Consider the following 16164-nt stretch of genomic DNA (forward strand, 5'->3'; position numbering starts at 1 on the left):
ACAATGCCCGTCCCGCTTCCCGTTCAGCCATCTCCGGCGACACTGCCGATCCGCTGCACGGCAGTTCCGGAATGCACCCCCGCGCATGAGCAACGAAGGCCCCATCGTCCGCCTCAACCAGCTCCGCCTCGATCGCGGCGGACGCACGGTGCTGCACGACATCAACCTGGACGTTCCACGCGGCAGCATCGTCGCCGTGCTCGGTCCTTCGGGCAGCGGCAAGTCGACGCTGCTTGCCGCACTGACCGGCGAACTCGAGCCGGCCGCCGGTTCGGTCGAAGTACTCGGCAAGCCGGTGCCGCAGGGGCGGCGCGCACTGCTGGAATTGCGCAAGGGCATCGGCGTGCTGCTGCAGGGCAATGGCCTGCTCACCGACCTCACCGCGGCCGAGAACGTGGCGCTGCCAATCCGCGCCCATACCAACCTGCCCGAGCCGGTGATCCGCCAGCTGGTGCTGATGAAGCTGCATGCGGTCGGCCTGCGTGCCGCCGCCGATGCCTACCCGCGCGAACTGTCCGGCGGCATGGCCCGCCGCGTCGCCCTGGCGCGAGCGCTGGCACTGGACCCGCCGCTGATGATCTACGACGAACCGCTGACCGGACTGGATCCGATCGCCAGCGGCGTGGTCATGGCCCTGGTCCGTCGCCTCAACGACACCCTGGGCCTGACCAGCATCGTGGTCACCCACCACGTCCACGAAACCCTGCCGGTGGCCGACCATGCCATCGTCATCGCCAATGGCGGCATCGTCTTCTCCGGTACCCCGGCCCAGCTGGAAGCCAGTGACGACCCGCTCGTGCGGCAATTCCTGAAGGGCGAGCCGGACGGCCCGATCGCGTTCGACGCCGCGCCGCGCGCGACGGAGGCGGCATGATGCGCCCGCAGTCGATGGAGATGTCCTGATGCCTTTCGTAGCCGCGACCCGTTCGCTTGGCCGCGCCGGCCTGTTCTCGTTGTCGGTGTTCCGGGCTTCCAGGCCGACCCCGGACTTCTTCAGGGAACTGGTTCGCGAGATCTACAAGATCGGCGCACGTTCGCTGCCGATCATTGCCGTTGGCGGCGCGTTCGTCGGACTTTCGGTGACGTTGCTGGGCTACCGCGCGCTCGAGACCTACGGCGCGACTGCCCAGGTCAGCGCCTTGCTCGGCCTGGGCATGTACCGCGAACTGGGTCCGGTGCTGACCGCCCTGCTCTTCATCGGCCGCGCCGGCAGCTCCATTGCCGCCGAACTGGGCCTGATGCGCGCCACCGACCAGATCACCGCGCTGGGCCTGATGGCCATCGACCCGGTCGGCAAGGCCGTGGCCCCGCGCTTCTGGGCAGCCGTGATTTGCGTGCCGCTGCTGACGGGCTTTTTCTGCAGCTTCGCCATCACCGCCAGCTACTTCGAGTCGGTGCACGTGATCGGGCTCGATGCCGGCACGTTCTGGCAGGTTTTGAAGGACAGCGTCGATTTTGTCGACGACTTCCTGATGGCGCTGGTGAAGTCGGCCGTGTTCGGCGGCACCGCGGCGCTGGTCGCTTCCTACGTCGGCTTCCACGCCGAGCCGACCATCGAAGGCACCTCGGTCGCCACCACCCGCGCGGTGGTGAACGCCTCGCTGCTGGTGCTGATGTTCAATTTCGTCATGTCCGCCTTTCTCTTCCGATAAGGCGACGCACCCTATGAGTACCCATCGATGAGCATCCGCGCCCCCCGTATCGAATTTGCCGTCGGCGCCTTCCTGTTGCTGGCCCTGGGCTCGCTGCTGGTGCTGGCCCTGGCCTCGACCAATGGCCGCTGGGGCCTTGGCAGCGATACCTACCCGTTGACCGCACGTTTCTCGACGATCGGCGCACTTCGGCCTAATGCCCCGATCAAGATCGGTGGCGTTGCTGTCGGCCATGTCGACAAGATCGACGTCGATCCCGTCAAGTTCGACACCGTTGTGACCCTTGCGGTGAACAAGCGCTACGACAAGCTGCCGGCCGACACCGCCGCCAGCATCCTCACCAGCGGCCTGCTGGGCGAGAGCTACATCAATCTCGCCCCGGGCGGAGACCCGGACTCGCTCAAGCCCGGCGACGAGATCTACCTGACCCAGTCCGCGGTCGACCTGATCCAGCTGGTCGGCAAATACATGTTCAGCGGCGGTGGCGCCAAGCCCGCCGACAATGCCGGCCAAGCCGCAGACCCCTCTGCCGACGTTCCCGACTACCTGAAGGGCGATGCCGCCCCCACGGACGAGACCAAAAACAAATGAACAACCGCATTCTCTCTCTGATGATTGCCGGCGCCCTTGTCGTGGCCGCGCCTGCTGCCGTGCTGGCGCAGGGCGCGCCGGCCGCCGCTCCCGCTGCCGCCAGCACCGCGCCGGCCGGTTCGCCGAGCGCGCTGGTGCTGAGCAACAGCACCCGCATCCTGGCGACGCTGGAAAGCCGCCGCGCTGAATTCAGCAAGGATCGCGGCGCGCTGCGTCAGTTCATCGCCAGCGAATTCGACAATATCTTCGACCGCGACTACTCCGCCCGCCTGGTGCTGGGCGTGCACGGCCGCGGTGCTTCCGACGCCGACGTGAAGGTCTTCGCCGACGCCCTCGCCGACAGCCTGATGCAGCGCTACGGCTCGTCCCTGCTCGACCTCAACACCAAGCTCAAGGTGCGGGTGAAGTCGGAAACGCCGATCCGCGGCGGTGCCATCGTCAAGGTCTCCAGCGAGTACCTGCGCCAGGGCAACGAGGCCGTGCCGGTCGACTACCTGATGCGCAAGGTCGGCACGCAGTGGAAGGTGTTCGACGTGATGGTCGAGGGCGTCAGCTTCGTGCAGACGTTCCGCAACCAGTTCGACGCCCCGCTCAAGCAGAAGTCGATCCCGCAGGTGGCCGCCGACATCAAGGCGGGCAGGCTGCAGGCGGCCGCCAGCAGCAACTGAGCATGACCACCGCGACGGTCCGCCAGGACGGTGACACCCTCGCCTTCAGCGGCGCGCTCGAGCGCGCCGCGGTTGCATCACTGTGGGCGCAGTTGCGCACGCTGGGGCCAGGACTGCGCCGCATCGACCTGACCGCTGTCAGCCGGGTCGACAGCGCCGGGCTGGCACTGCTCTCGGAGCTGTGCGCCCGTGGTTCGATAGACCAGGTCAATGGCGATCCGCCGGGACTGGCCGAACTGCGCGCCGCCTACCGCCTCGACGAAGCACTGGCCTTCGCTGGCTGAGCCGTACGAACACTGCGTTCCGGCCACGGTCACGCCGGTGCCGGGGCGTGCCTCCCCCTGAGCCTCTACACTGCGACCCATGCGCCCCCACGCACCCCTTATCGCTCTAGTGCTCGCCTGCGTGCCGTTGTTCGGCCACGCACAGATCCTCACGCGCCCGTTGTCGGGCCAGCAGCGCGAGGAGTTCGATCGCTGCATGAAGGAAGCAGGCGAGGACGCCGCGAAGGCGCGCGCATGCGTGAAGGCGAGCATCGATGGTCAACCGGTGACGACGCCGGAGCAGCCGGCAACGCCGACGCCCACCGAGCCTGCAACGCCGGTACCGAGCGAACCGGTGCCGAGTGAGCCGCCGCCGACCACTCCGGTCGAACAGCCCACGCCCGAGACGCCGGTGCCGCCGAGCGACGAGCGCACCCAGGCCGAGCGCGACTACGACGCCCTGTACGGCACGCCGGATGAAGGCTATGCCGACCCGAACCTGCCCACGCCGGCAACGATGCCGACGGTCTATGACCCGTGGGAGAAGTACAACCGCAAGATGCACCGCTTCAACAACGCCGTCGACCGTGGCGTCGCGCGGCCGTTGGCGCGCGGTTACGTCAAGGTGGTACCGCGTCCCTTTCGTCTTGGCATAAGCAACTTCTTCAACAACCTCGGCCAGCCGGTGTCCGCGGTCAATGCGCTGCTGCAGGGCAAGCCCAAGCAGGCAGGGCAGTCGCTGGGACGCTTCGTCCTCAACACCACGCTCGGCATCGGCGGCATCTTCGATCCGGCCTCCGACGCGAAGCTGCCCAACCGTGGCGAGGACTTCGGCCAGACACTCGGCGTGTGGGGATGGAAGAGTTCGCGTTACTTCGAGTTGCCGCTGTTCGGACCGCGCACCGTGCGCGACACGCTGGGTCTTTTCGGTGATGCACCGCTGAGCCCGCTGCGCCAGGTCGAGGCCGACCGGGTGCGCATTCCGCTGCAGGGCCTGCAGCTGGTCGACGTGCGCTCGCAGCTGCTGGCCACCGACAGTTTCCGCGAAGGCGCCGAGGACGATTACACGCTGGTGCGTGATGCGTGGATGCAGCGCCGCGACTACCAGATCCAGGGCGACCGTTTGAACGGCGACCAGAACGACACGCTGCCGGATTACCTGCAGGACGACAGCAATCCGCAGGTGCCGGTGGATGCGTTGCCGGTAATGCCGGCGGACGGCGGCTGATCCACCTCACGTCATCCCGGCGAACGCCGGGATCCAGGCCTGTAGTACGTCCGCCTTGTCACGTCGTCCCGGCGAAAGCCGGGATCCATTAGCTTGCGCGAATCAACCGCATCGCGAACGTTGGCGTTATCAGCCTGGGTCCCGGCGTTCGCCGGGACGACGGTGATGGATGGTCGACGGTGATGGATGGTCGACGGTGATGGCCATGGTCGCGGTGGCGAGCGGGCAGGGCGCCTCGCTCAGTCGTCCGTCTGATCTTCGATATCCGGCCCGATCAAGCGCAGGCTTTCCTCGGCCGGCAGGGCTTCGACGTCTCGCAGCTTGCGGGTCAGCACGCGGGTGCGGCGGCCGGTTTCCTCGATCTTGTTGCTGGCTTCGTCGAGCTTCTTCTTGACGCCGTCGAGGACGGTGCCGAACTTCGCGAACTCGGTCTTTACCGCGCCCAGCGTCTGCCAGACCTCGCTCGAGCGCTTCTCGATCGCCAGCGTGCGGAAGCCCATCTGGAAGCTGGTCATCAGCGCCAGCAGCGTGGTCGGCCCGGCGACGGCGATGCGGACATCGCGCTGCAAGGCATCGACCAGGCCCGGGCGGCGCAGCACTTCGGCGTACAGGCCTTCGGTCGGCAGGAACAGGATGCCGAACTCGGTGGTGTGCGGAACGGCGATGTACTTCTCGCGGATGCGCGCGGCCTCGTGGCGGACGCGTCGCTCCAGTGCGTCGCCGGCAGCGCGCGCCAGTTCCGGTTCGCCGCGCTCCTGCGCATCGAGCAGGCGCTCGTAGTCCTCGCGCGGGAACTTGGCATCGATCGGCAACCACACCGGCGCATCGCCTGAGGAACCCGGGAAGCGCACCGCGAATTCGACGCGTTCGGTGCTGTCGGGGATGGTGGCGACGTTGGAGGCGTACTGGTCCGGCGCGAACACCTGCTCGAGCAGGCCGGCCAGCTGCACTTCACCGAACACGCCGCGCGATTTGACGTTGGTCAGCACGCGCTGCAGGCCGCCGACGTCGGCGGCGAGCTTGTTCATGTCGCCCAGGCCCTGGTGGACCTGCGCCAGCATCTGGGTGACGTGGCCGAAGCTTTCGCTGAGGCGGGTCTCCAGTGTCGCGTGCAGCTTCTCGTCGACGGTGGCGCGCATCTGTTCGAGCTTGGCGGCGTTGTCGGCCTGCAGCTCGCGCAGCCTGGCTTCCAGCGTGGCGCGCATCTCGCCCATGCGGGTTTCGTTGTTGCGGGTCAGCTCGCCGACGCGGGTGTCGAGCGCGGTGGCGAAGTCCTTCAGCGCCAGCGCGGTCTCGCTGCGGGCCTTGCGGGCGTCTTCGGTGAGTGCTTCGCGCAGGTCTTCCAGGCGCTGGTCGGTGCGCGCCGCAGCGTCGTTGAGTCGCGTGGCGAAGCCTTCGATGCGCTGCTCCTGCTGCATCGACAGGCTGTCGAGCTGCTGGCGCAGTTCGCCGCGGCCGTCGCGCTGTTCCTCGCGCAGGGCATGCTCGAGGCGTCCGAACTGGTCTTCGGGCTTGCGCAGCAACAGGATGACGAGGAGGACGATCGCGGTGATCACCGCGACGAGCAGGACGAGCAGCAGCAGGGACGGATCGGGCATGGCGTCAGTCTAGCCGGTCCGGTCTCATTGCCTGAGAACCGTCGCCCTGCGGCGACGGCTTACGTCCATGGGTTCCCGCCTTCGCGGGAACGACGGGTTTAGTCGACCACGCGGCAGAACACGGCCTTGAGGTAACGCGACTCCTGCACCTGCGCCAGCCACGGATGGTCGGCGCCGGCGCCGGCCACCTTCAGCACCTGCACGGTGCGGCCGGCGTAGTACGCGGCGCGACGCAGCATGTCCAGGAACTGCTCCTCGCTGACCAGGCCGGTGCACGAGAACGTCGCGAACAGGCCGCCCGGCTTGACCACGCCCATGGCGAGCTTGTTCATGTCGAGGTACTTCTTGAGTGCCGGGATCACCTGCTCGCGGTCGCGGGTCATCTTGGCCGGGTCGAGGATCACCACGTCGTAACGATCACCCCGGATGCCGGCGTCGCGCAGCCACGGGAAGATGTCGGCCTGGACGAAGCGCGGGCGCACGTTGTTGAGCTTGCCGTTGGCTTTGGCGATCTCGATCACGTCCGCGTCGATGTCCACGCCGATGACCTCGCTGGCGCCACGCGCGGCGGCATAGACGGCAAAGCCGCCGGTGTTGCAACACAGGTCGAGAACGCTCTTGCCTTCGACCTGCTGCGACAGCCACTCGCGGTTCTCGCGCTGGTCGGCGAAGAAGCCGGTCTTGTGGGCACCGGCCGGGTCGGCGCGGAACTTGATGCCGTATTCGGTGATCACTTCCGGCTGCACCGGTTCGCTGCCGCGGAAGTCGAAGCTTTCCTGCTTCTGCACGTGCTCGTCGGCGAAGCTGTAGAAGCGGCAACCCGGGAACTGCGCCTTGAGCGCGTCGTAGATCCATTCGCGGTGGCGGAACATGCCGGCACTGAAGAACTCCACCACCAGCAGGTCGCCGTAGCGGTCCACGACCAGGCCCGACAGGCCGTCGCCTTCGCTGTGGCACACGCGCCAGGCGTCGCTGACGGCGTCGAGCTTGAGCACGTCGCGGCGCAGCGAGACGGCCTCGGCGATCTTCCGTGCGAACCAGCCGGCGTCGACCTCGACGTCGGGGTTGTTTTCCAGGATGCGCACGGCGATGCGCGAATGGCCGTTGTAGAAACCGCGGCCGATCCAGTCGCCCTCGACCCCGTAGACATCGACGATCGTGCCGGGCTTGGGTTTCTGCGCGGGCTTTTCGACCAGGCGCTGGAAGATCCAGGGGTGGGTGGATTTCCAGGCGTTCTTGAGGCGTACAGCGGGGTAGGGGGCGTTCATCCGGCCATTTTACGGGGTGGGGGTGTTCACTGCTTGGGAAACCTCACCGCGATGCGGTGTTCGGGCGCAACCTTCATTCCCGCGAAGGCGGGAACCCAGTGTCGTGGGGGTTTCAGAGGCGCGACGCTCAACGTCGCTGGGTTCCCGCCTGCGCGGGAATGACGGGAGGTTGGAGGCCTGGGACATTGAAGCCCGCCCAAGGTGGCTTGTTTTCGCCGCCAGCCGGATCAATCTGCTCAACATGCACCTGCCCACGCCCGAAGCCGTCCCCGACACCCCGGCCCAACGCAAGGCCGACAAGCGCCGCTGGCTGCGCGCCTTCAACTTCAGCCTGGCCTTCGTGCTGGTGCTGGCGGCGGTGTTCAGTGCCCAGGGCCATTTCGACGTGGCGGCCTGGACAGTGCAGCCGTGGTCGATCCAGGGACTGCTCGGCGTGCTGGCCGCGCCGTTGCTGCACGGCTCGTTCGAGCACCTGGCGGCGAACTCGATCGCGCTGCTGATGCTCGGCACGCTCGCCGGCGGTCTCTACCCGCGCGCCACGCTACGGGCGCTGCCGCTGATCTGGGTGGGTTCCGGCCTCGGCGCCTGGTTGCTCGGCGATCCCGGCTCGCATCATCTCGGCGCCAGCGGCCTAAGCCATGGCCTGATGTTCCTGGTGTTCGTGCTGGGCCTGCTGCGCCGCGACCGCGCCAGCATCGCCGCGGCGATGCTCGCCTTCATGTTCTACGGCGGCATGCTGCTGACGATCCTGCCGCGCGAGCCGGGCGTGTCCTGGCAGGCGCACCTGGGTGGGGCGGCGGCCGGCGTGCTGGCCGCATGGCTGCTACGCCGCGTCGATCCTTTGCCGCCGCGCAAGCGCTACAGCTGGGAAGACGAGGAAGACTCGATGGTGCCGGCGGTCGACGAACTTGCGAACGCCGATCTGGAGCCGCCCAGCCCGCGCGAAGTGCCGGTGCTCTGGAACCGCCCGGACCAGCAGCACGGCACCGTGCTGCGCTTTCCTCCGCGCAGGGAACCCTGAGTCAGCGCCCCAGCTGCCGGTCGTGCAGCCGCGACCACAACAGCAGCGACACGATCGCCCCGCACAGGCACAGGAACATGTCCCACTGCGTATCCCAGACGTCGCCCTGGGTGGCGAGGAACGCATCGGCGTCGGCACCGAACAGCAGCGCCGCCCACCATTCGATCAACTCGAACAGCGCGCTGAAGCTCAGCGCCGAGGCCAGCACCAGGTAGACCAGCCAGCCGCCACGACGCAGCGGCGTGGAGCGCAGCAGCAGTTCGCGGGCGAGGATCGCCGGGACGAAGCCCTGCATCAGATGTCCGACCCGGTCCCAGGGATTGCGCGTGAAGCCGAACAGGTCGCGCAACCAGAATCCCAGCGGTGTTTCGGCATAGGTGTAGGCACCGCCGTAGATCAGCACCAGCGCGTGCGCGGCGAGCAGCCAGCACAGCAGTCGCGTCAACGGGAAGCGCCCCCAGGCCAGCATCACCACCGGCAGGCCGACGATCACCCAGACCACCTCCATGAACCAGGTCAGCCGGTCCTTGGGCGCGATGGCCGACCAGAGCAGGGCGCCGACGACCAGGGCGACCAGTCCCCAGGCCTCGCTGCGCGTTGGCGGCTGCGCGATGTGGTCGGCGGGCAGGAAGGCAACTGCTGACGTCATGGCGGTCCTCCGGTGCGGCCGAGCATAGCCCGGCCGGCATTTGGCCCGACAGGCCCGCGGTGCTAGCGTCGCGACCTGACCTCGGGAACCGGAACCGGACATGCGCACTGCCGCGTTGCTCAGCCTCGCCCTGTTGCTTGTTGCCTGCCAGCGCGAAACCAGCGCTCCCACCGCGCCTGTCGTGCAGAAGAAGGAAAGCTATGACGCCTCGGCCGGGGCCGACGCGCGTCGCATCGAAGCCGACGTGCGCTTCCTCGCCGACGATCTGCTCGAAGGTCGCGAGGCCGGTACGCGCGGTTATGACCTGGCCTCGCTGTATGTCGCCCAGCGCATGCGCGCGACCGGACTGGCTCCTGCGGGTGACGACGGCAGCTATTTCCAGCGCGTGCCGATGCTGCGTGGCGTGATCCAGGCCGAAGGCAACGAGCTGGTGATCAACCGTGACGGCCGCAGCACCGCGCTGGTGTTCCGAGAGCAGTTCCTGCCGAACGTCAACTACAACCAGGACGATGCGCACGTGGAGGCGCAGGCGGTGTTCGTGGGGCAGGGCGTGTATGCGCCGGAGCTCGACCAGGACGATTTCGCCGGTGTCGACGTCAAGGGCAAGGTCGCGGTGCTGTTCAACGGTGCACCGGCGCGCTTCGACAATGATCGCCGCGCCTTCTATTCCTCCAGTCGTACCAAGGCCGAGGAACTGGTCCGCCGCGGTGCCGTCGGCGTGATCGCGGTGCAGAGCGACGAGGACGAGAAGAAGCGGCCGTGGTCACGCGCGGCCAGCAACTGGAACCGTCCGGGCATGCGCCTGCGCGGCGGCGGCGGCAAGGGCATCGACACCTGGCCGCAGCTGAAGGTGGCCGCCATGATCAGCGCCGCCAGCGCCGATGCCCTGCTGTCGGCCAACGGTCGCAGCGCCAAGGGGCTGTTCCAGGACCTGCGCGACGGCAAGCTGCGCGCGTTCGACCTGCCGGGAACGGTGAAGTTGTCGGCGCGCACCGAGATCACCCCGGTCGACTCGCGCAATGTCGTCGCCCGCATCGACGGCACCGATGCTGCGAAGAAGTCCGAGTACGTGGTGTTCAGCGCCCATCTCGACCATGTCGGCGTCGGCGCGCCGGTCAACGGCGACGCGATCTACAACGGCGCGCTCGATAACGCGCTCGGCATCGCGGTGATGCTGGAGGCCGCCAACCGCCTCGCCCACGCGCCGGCGCCGACGCAGCGCTCGTTGCTGTTTGTCGCCGTGACCGCGGAGGAGAAGGGCCTGCTCGGCGCGGAGTGGTTCGCCCGCAACCCGACCGTGCCGCGCGAGTCGATGGTGGCCAACGTCAACATGGACATGCCGATGCTGCTGGCTCCGACCGACGACGTCGTGCCGATCGGCATCGAGCACTCCAGCCTGCAGGCGCTGGTGCAGCAGGCGGCGAAGGAAGTCGGCGTGGGCCTGTCGCCGGATCCGTCGCCGGACGAGGTGGTGTTCGTGCGCAGCGACCAGTACGCCTTCATCCGCGCCGGCGTGCCGGCGGTGTATCTGGATGGCGGGTACAAAGGCGAGGGCGCCCAGAAGATCCAGGAAGCGTTCCTGAAGGAGCGTTACCACCAGCCCGGTGATGATGTCAGCCAGCCGATCCAGTACGCCGACGCGGCAAGGCTGGCCCTGCTCAATGCCCGCATCGGCAGCCTGATCGCCGACGCGCCGGCACGTCCTGCCTGGAACCCGGGCGACTTCTTCGGCGAGCGCTTCGGCCGCCAGACGGCCGCCAAGGCGGAGGCGCACGCGCAATGAAAACGCTGGGCCTGATCGGCGGCATGAGCTGGGAATCGACCGTGCCGTACTACCGGTTGATCAACCAGACCGTGAAGCAGGAATTGGGCGGGCTGCATTCGGCGCGGCTGATCCTGTACAGCGTCGACTTCGCGGAGATCGAACGCCTGCAGATGAGCGGCGACTGGGACACCGCCGGCCAGGTGCTGGCTGACGCCGCCCGCGCACTTCGCGCCGGCGGCGCCGAGCTGCTGGTGATCTGCACCAACACCATGCACAAGGTCGCCGACGTGGTGGAAGCCGCCAGCGGCCTGCCGGTGCTGCACATCGCCGACGCCACCGCCAACGAGATCCGCGCCCGGGGCCTGCAACGTGTCGGCCTGCTCGGCACCCGCTTCACGATGGAACAGGACTTCTACCGCCAGCGGCTGGTCGGCCACGGCCTGGAGGTGCTGGTGCCGGACGCCGACGACCGCGGCATCGTCCACCGCGTGATCTACGACGAACTCTGCCTGGGCCAGGTCCGCGACGAGTCACGCCAGCAGTACCGCCGGATCATCGCCGGCCTCGTCGCGCGCGGTGCCCAGGGCGTGATCCTGGGCTGCACCGAGATCGGACTGCTGCTCGGTGACGACGATGCCAGCGTGCCGCTGTTCGATACCGCGGCACTGCACGCACGGCATGCGGCGTTGGCAGCGCTGGCCTGAACGCGACGACCTTGCGTCGGGGATGACGGTGACCTTCGGCCGATGCCCGGTCACCGGGCACGGCTAAACTCGCCGCTTCCAAACCCCCGCAGGATGCCGTCATGTCGCAGTGGTACTTCGTCCCCGCCGGTAGCACGCAGCGCATTGGTCCGCTCGACCCGGCCGCCGCGAAGGCGCACGCGCGCCGCAATCCCAACGACCTGTGCTGGCGTGAGGGCATGGCCGGCTGGCAGGCGGTGAAGTCGGTGCCGGAGTTCGCCGAGGCGGTCGACACCATGCCCGCGCACCTGCCGCCGTCGCCGCCGCCGTCGCGCGGGCGCAGTGACGACATCGACTACCGCATCGTCGGCAACGACATGCAGTTCGTCGAGGTCGAGCTGGACCCGGGCGAAAGCGCCATCGCCGAGGCAGGCGCGCTGATGTACAAGGACGCCGTGGTGCAGATGGACACGGTGTTCGGTGACGGTCGCCACACCGGCCAGGGCGGCGGCTTCATGGACAAGCTGATGTCGGCCGGCAAGCGCGTGCTGACCGGCGAGAGCCTGTTCACCACGGTCTTCACCCACGCCGGCAACGGCAAGGCACGCGTCGCATTCGCCGCGCCGTATCCGGGCACGGTGCTGGCGATGAAGCTCGACGAGCACGGCGGCCGCCTGATCTGCCAGAAGGACAGCTTCCTGGCCGGCGCGCGCGGCGTCAGCGTCGGCATCCACTTCCAGCGCAAGATCCTCACCGGCCTGTTCGGCGGCGAGGGTTTCATCATGCAGAAGCTCGAGGGCGACGGCTGGGTGTTCGTCCATGCCGGCGGCACCGTGGTCGAGCGCGAGCTGCGCGCCGGCGAGCGGCTGGATGTCGACACCGGCTGCGTGATGGCTTTCCACGACAGCGTGCAGATGGACGTGCGTGCGGTCGGCGGCATCAAGAGCATGCTGTTCGGCGGTGAAGGCGTGTTCCTGGCGACGCTTACCGGCCCGGGCAAGGTCTGGCTGCAGTCGCTGCCGTTCTCACGCATGGCCGGCCGGATGTTGGCCGCGGCGCCGCAGGGTGGCGGGCAGAACCGTGGCGAGGGCTCGGTGCTGGGTGGGCTGGGCCGGATCCTCGACGGCGATAACGGGTTCTGAGATCCGTCGTTCCCGCGCAGGCGGGAACCCATGGACGTTGCTTCGCTTGCCTGCCGTAGGAGCAACGTCCTTGGATCCCCGCCTTCGCGGGGATGACGAGGGATGGGGATGCGGTGCAAGTCGCGGGCTGGCGGCTAAATGCCTGCTACCGCCGTCCAAATTCCCCTGCCCGCCCGCGTGTATGCTGCGCCGCTGATCGCCTGAGCCACCTGTACCCATGAAGCCGTCCACCGCCCTGCGCCCGCTGCTGCTGGCCTCCGTCACCGTCCTGCTCGCTGCCTGCGGGGGTGGTGAGGCGGTCAAGCCGACGCCGCCGCCGGTGGTGGTTGCGCCGCCCGTGGTGGCGCCGCCGCCGCCGAAGATCCGGATTGGTGTGGCCCTCGGCGGTGGTGCGGCCAAGGGGTTTGCCCATATCGGCGTCATCAAGATGCTCGAAGCCAACGGCTTCCAGCCCGAGGTCGTGTCCGGCACCAGCGCCGGCAGCGTGGTCGGCGCGATGTACGCCAGCGGCATGGACGCCTTCGCGATGCAGAAGCAGGCCTTCGCCCTCGACGAGACGCAGATCCGCGACTACAGCCTGTTCTCCGGCGGCGTGGTGAAGGGCCAGAAGCTGCAGGATTACGTCAACCAGCAGGTCGGGCAGAAGACGATCCAGCAGATGCGCAAGCCGTTCGCGGCGGTTGCCACGCAGCTGGAATCCGGCGATCGCACGGTGTTCGTGCGCGGCAACACCGGCCAGGCGGTGCGCGCATCGAGCAGCATCCCCGGCGTGTTCGAGCCGGTGGTCATCGGCAAGTACCACTACGTCGACGGCGGCGTGGTCAGCCCGGTGCCGGTGGATGCGGCGCGCATGCTCGGCGCCGACTTCGTCATCGCCGTGGACATCTCCAGCAAGGCCAGCGGCAAGAACCCGGGCAGCGTGCTGGGCAACATCAACCAGTCGATCACGATCATGGGCCAGCGCCTGGGCCAGCAGGAGCTGGCGCGCGCCGATGTCGTCATCCGACCGAGCGTCAACGAAATCGGCCCGGCCGATTTCGAGCAGCGCAACAACGCGATCATGGAAGGCGAGCGCGCGACGCTGTCGATGATCCCGCAGATCCGCCAGAAGCTGGCGCAGATGCAGCGCGCGCGCATCGCCGCGCAGGCGGCGAAGGTGCCGGTTGCACCGACGCCTGTGAAGGTCGATCCGGAATGCGAGAAGCAGGGCTTCCGCATTGGCAGCCTGTTCGGCCGCGACGACAAGTGCGAAGCGGCGCAGGCCTCGGCGCCCTGAGGCGCTTACGTCGCCTCTGACGCCACCAGCGGCGCCAGCTTGCGCGGCCGGCTCGGCCAGGCGTGGCGCAGGATCCGCCAGATCACCTCGCCGAACTGCTTGGTCAGCGAGCCGGTGTTGTAGTGCTGGCCGTAACGCGCGCAGATCTCGCGCACTTCGATCGCCATCTGCGAATAGCGGTTGGCCGGCACGTCCGGATAGAAGTGGTGCTCGATCTGGTGGCTGAGGTTGCCCGACATCACGTTGAGCAGGCGACCGCCGGCGATGTTGGACGAGCCGCGCAGCTGGCGCAGGTACCAGTGGCCGCGCGATTCGTTGCGCACTGATTCCTTCGGGAAGGTCTCGGCGTCCGCGGTGAAGTGGCCGCAGAAGATGATCATGTACGTCCACAGGTTGCGCAGCACGTTGGCGACCACGTTGCCCAGCAGCACCGGCAGGAAGAACGGACCGGCCAGCAGCGGGAACACGAGGTAATCCTTGACCACCTGGCGGCCCATCTTGCGCGCGACCGGGCGCAGCGCCTTGCGCATCTGCGCGTGGGTGGTCTTGCCGGCGAGCCAGCGGCCGACCTTCAGGTCCTGTATCGCCACGCCCCACTCGAACAGCAGCGCGAACACCACCGCCACGACCGGCTGCACCAGGTAGAACGGGCGCCAGCGCTGCTCGGGGAAGATCCGCAGCAGGCCATAGCCGATGTCGTCGTCCATGCCACGCACGTTGGTGTACGTGTGGTGCTTGTAGTTGTGGGTCTTGCGCCAGTTGTCGCTGGTGCCGGCGATGTCCCACTCGTAGGTCTTGCCGTCGAGATGGGGGTCGCGCATCCAGTCGTACTGGCCGTGCATGACGTTATGGCCCAGCTCCATGTTCTCCAGGATCTTGGCCAGCGCCAGCAGCAGCGTGCCGGCGATGCAGCCCGGCCAGAACAGCGCCGGCAGCAGCGTGCTGCCGAGGATCGCGCCGGCGAACAGCACCACGCGACCGGCAACGCCGATGTAGCGCACGGCCTTGACGATGGTGCGGATGTAGTCGGCGTCGGCCTGGCCGAGCGTGGCGACGGTGCGTGCGCGCAGGGCGTCGAGCTCATCGCCAAAACGGTCGAGCTCGGCCGGTGTCAGAGGGCGGTTGCGGTGCTTGCTTGAGGCAGGGGCGGTCATTTGATCGCTCACAGGTCGAGTACGAGGTCGCTGCTGGCGGCGTTGACACACAGCCTCAGCGCGGACACCGGTTCGCCGATGGCGTCGCCGGTGTGCAGATGTCGGGTGGTGCCTGAGACCTTGCCGCAGGCGCAGGTGTTGCAGATGCCCATGCGGCATCCGCTGGCGAGCTTGAGGCCCTGACCTTCCAGCGCGGTCAGCAGCGATTGCCCGCGCGGCACGCTCAGGGTGCGGCCACTGGCGGCGAGCGTCACTTCGACGTGGCCGCCGTCCTCGAGTTCCACATCGCGCGGCGGCGGCGTGAATGCCTCGGCGGTGAAGCTGCGCGCGTTCGGTGCGGCCAGTGCGCGTGCGCTGTCGACGAAGCCACCCGGGCCGCAGGCATACACACCGCGCTGCGGAAGATCGGGAACGAGATCCGAGAGCAGTGCACTGCCGATGCGTCCGCTGTGCTCACCGTCGACCAGTTCGCTTTCGCGGGTCAGTACGAAGTGCACGTTGAACTGCGGGTAGCGCTGCGCCAGCGAGCGCAGTTCGTCGACGAAGCACAGCTCGTCGCGGCTGCGTGCCCAGTAAAGCAGCGTCAGCGCGGTCGGCATGTCTTTCGCCGCATGCGCGCGAATCAATGCCATCAGCGGCGTGATGCCACTTCCGGCGGCAAGGAACAGCCAGGCGCCCTGGGCACCCTTCGCCCATGTCATCTCGCCGAAGGCCTGGCCCAGATCGACCACGTCGCCGATGCGCGCGTCCTGGCACAGGTGGCGGCTCAGGCGGCCGCCTTCGATGTGCTTGACCGTCACTGCGATGCGGCCGTCGGCGCGCGGGGCGTCACTGAGGCTGTAGCTGCGGGTCATCCGCACGCCGTCGATTTCCACGCCCAGGTTGACGTGCTGGCCGGGCAGGAAGCCGCGCCAGTGGCGGTTGGGTTGCAGCAGCAGGGTGACGGCGTCGCGCGACTGGGCCTGCCGGGCGACGATTCGCGCCAGCGGGCGGTTCCACGACCAGGTCGGGTGCAGGTGCGATGCCCAGAAATCGAAGACATCCGGGGCGACCCAGCTGCGCAGCAGCGACAGCGGACTTCTCGCGCGGGCGGCTCGGGGGGGCCGGGGGCGGGTAACTGCGTTCATGGGGCCACTATACAGTCACACATACAAGTGTGTATACATGTGTGCATTAATAGGTCACGCGTATGATGCCAACTTCGAT

Annotated in this window: 16 protein-coding genes; 11 read left to right on the plus strand and 5 right to left on the minus strand. The window is 68.0% G+C overall.

Annotated features, from left to right (window positions below; all coding sequences use genetic code 11):
• Positions 1–85 precede the first annotated feature (85 nt).
• From AC3A3Q_RS05555 to AC3A3Q_RS05580, 6 genes are all read left to right on the plus strand, one after another.
• Complete coding sequence (locus tag AC3A3Q_RS05555) at positions 86–874, plus strand: ABC transporter ATP-binding protein (RefSeq protein WP_487585271.1); 789 nt, start codon at positions 86–88, stop codon at positions 872–874.
• Between the two features lie 28 nt (positions 875–902).
• Positions 903–1652: an MlaE family lipid ABC transporter permease subunit gene (locus AC3A3Q_RS05560; protein ID WP_487585272.1), complete on the plus strand. Its 750-nt coding sequence runs from the start codon at positions 903–905 to the stop codon at positions 1650–1652.
• Between the two features lie 27 nt (positions 1653–1679).
• Positions 1680–2243 (plus strand): outer membrane lipid asymmetry maintenance protein MlaD, encoded by a 564-nt coding sequence (gene mlaD / locus AC3A3Q_RS05565; RefSeq protein WP_487585273.1) that lies wholly within the window; start codon positions 1680–1682, stop codon positions 2241–2243.
• Positions 2240–2911 carry an MlaC/ttg2D family ABC transporter substrate-binding protein gene (locus AC3A3Q_RS05570; RefSeq protein WP_487585274.1) on the plus strand — a complete coding sequence of 224 codons (672 nt, stop codon included), beginning with the start codon at positions 2240–2242 and terminating at the stop codon, positions 2909–2911. Before mlaD ends, AC3A3Q_RS05570 begins: the two co-directional genes overlap by 4 nt.
• Positions 2912–2913: 2 nt before the next feature.
• On the plus strand, positions 2914–3195 hold the full coding sequence (locus AC3A3Q_RS05575; RefSeq protein WP_487585275.1) for an STAS domain-containing protein: 282 nt from the start codon (positions 2914–2916) through the stop codon (positions 3193–3195).
• A gap of 121 nt (positions 3196–3316) precedes the next feature.
• A complete protein-coding gene (locus AC3A3Q_RS05580) occupies positions 3317–4402 on the plus strand; it encodes an MlaA family lipoprotein (protein ID WP_487585516.1) in 1086 nt (361 codons plus the stop codon).
• A gap of 239 nt (positions 4403–4641) precedes the next feature.
• Here the strand turns inward: AC3A3Q_RS05580 and AC3A3Q_RS05585 are convergent, their stop codons facing one another.
• Both AC3A3Q_RS05585 and AC3A3Q_RS05590 read right to left on the minus strand, forming a co-directional pair.
• Positions 4642–6000, minus strand: coding sequence for a DNA recombination protein RmuC (locus AC3A3Q_RS05585; protein WP_487585276.1), 1359 nt, complete (start codon positions 5998–6000; stop codon positions 4642–4644).
• Between the two features lie 98 nt (positions 6001–6098).
• Positions 6099–7268: a class I SAM-dependent rRNA methyltransferase gene (locus tag AC3A3Q_RS05590; RefSeq protein WP_487585277.1), complete on the minus strand. Its 1170-nt coding sequence runs from the start codon at positions 7266–7268 to the stop codon at positions 6099–6101.
• 241 nt (positions 7269–7509) lie between these two features.
• Between AC3A3Q_RS05590 and AC3A3Q_RS05595 the strand changes: the two genes are divergently transcribed.
• Entirely contained in the window at positions 7510–8289 is a 780-nt protein-coding gene (locus AC3A3Q_RS05595; RefSeq protein WP_487585278.1) for a rhomboid family intramembrane serine protease, read from the plus strand.
• A 1-nt stretch (position 8290) separates the two neighbouring features.
• Here the strand turns inward: AC3A3Q_RS05595 and AC3A3Q_RS05600 are convergent, their stop codons facing one another.
• Entirely contained in the window at positions 8291–8938 is a 648-nt protein-coding gene (locus AC3A3Q_RS05600) for a DUF2238 domain-containing protein (RefSeq protein ID WP_487585279.1), read from the minus strand.
• A 100-nt stretch (positions 8939–9038) separates the two neighbouring features.
• On the opposite strand from AC3A3Q_RS05600, the gene AC3A3Q_RS05605 reads away from it, so the two are divergent.
• The 4 genes from AC3A3Q_RS05605 (at position 9039) to AC3A3Q_RS05620 (ending at position 13804) form a co-directional block, all read left to right on the plus strand.
• Positions 9039–10721, plus strand: coding sequence for a M28 family metallopeptidase (locus AC3A3Q_RS05605; protein ID WP_487585280.1), 1683 nt, complete (start codon positions 9039–9041; stop codon positions 10719–10721).
• Positions 10718–11407 (plus strand): aspartate/glutamate racemase family protein, encoded by a 690-nt coding sequence (locus tag AC3A3Q_RS05610; protein WP_487585281.1) that lies wholly within the window; start codon positions 10718–10720, stop codon positions 11405–11407. Before AC3A3Q_RS05605 ends, AC3A3Q_RS05610 begins: the two co-directional genes overlap by 4 nt.
• A 101-nt stretch (positions 11408–11508) precedes the next feature.
• Complete coding sequence (locus tag AC3A3Q_RS05615; RefSeq protein WP_487585282.1) at positions 11509–12528, plus strand: TIGR00266 family protein; 1020 nt, start codon at positions 11509–11511, stop codon at positions 12526–12528.
• 217 nt (positions 12529–12745) lie between these two features.
• The gene (locus AC3A3Q_RS05620) at positions 12746–13804 is read left to right on the plus strand and encodes a patatin-like phospholipase family protein (RefSeq protein WP_487585283.1); all 1059 of its coding nucleotides are present in this window, start codon (positions 12746–12748) and stop codon (positions 13802–13804) included.
• A gap of 5 nt (positions 13805–13809) precedes the next feature.
• On the opposite strand, the gene AC3A3Q_RS05625 is transcribed toward AC3A3Q_RS05620, so the two are convergent.
• A complete protein-coding gene (locus tag AC3A3Q_RS05625; protein ID WP_487585284.1) occupies positions 13810–14958 on the minus strand; it encodes a fatty acid desaturase family protein in 1149 nt (382 codons plus the stop codon).
• An 8-nt stretch (positions 14959–14966) separates the two neighbouring features.
• On the minus strand, positions 14967–16085 hold the full coding sequence (locus AC3A3Q_RS05630; RefSeq protein WP_487585285.1) for a ferredoxin reductase: 1119 nt from the start codon (positions 16083–16085) through the stop codon (positions 14967–14969).
• Positions 16086–16164: the final 79 nt, after the last annotated feature.

The organism is Lysobacter sp. Soil_C_59, assembly GCF_057656415.1.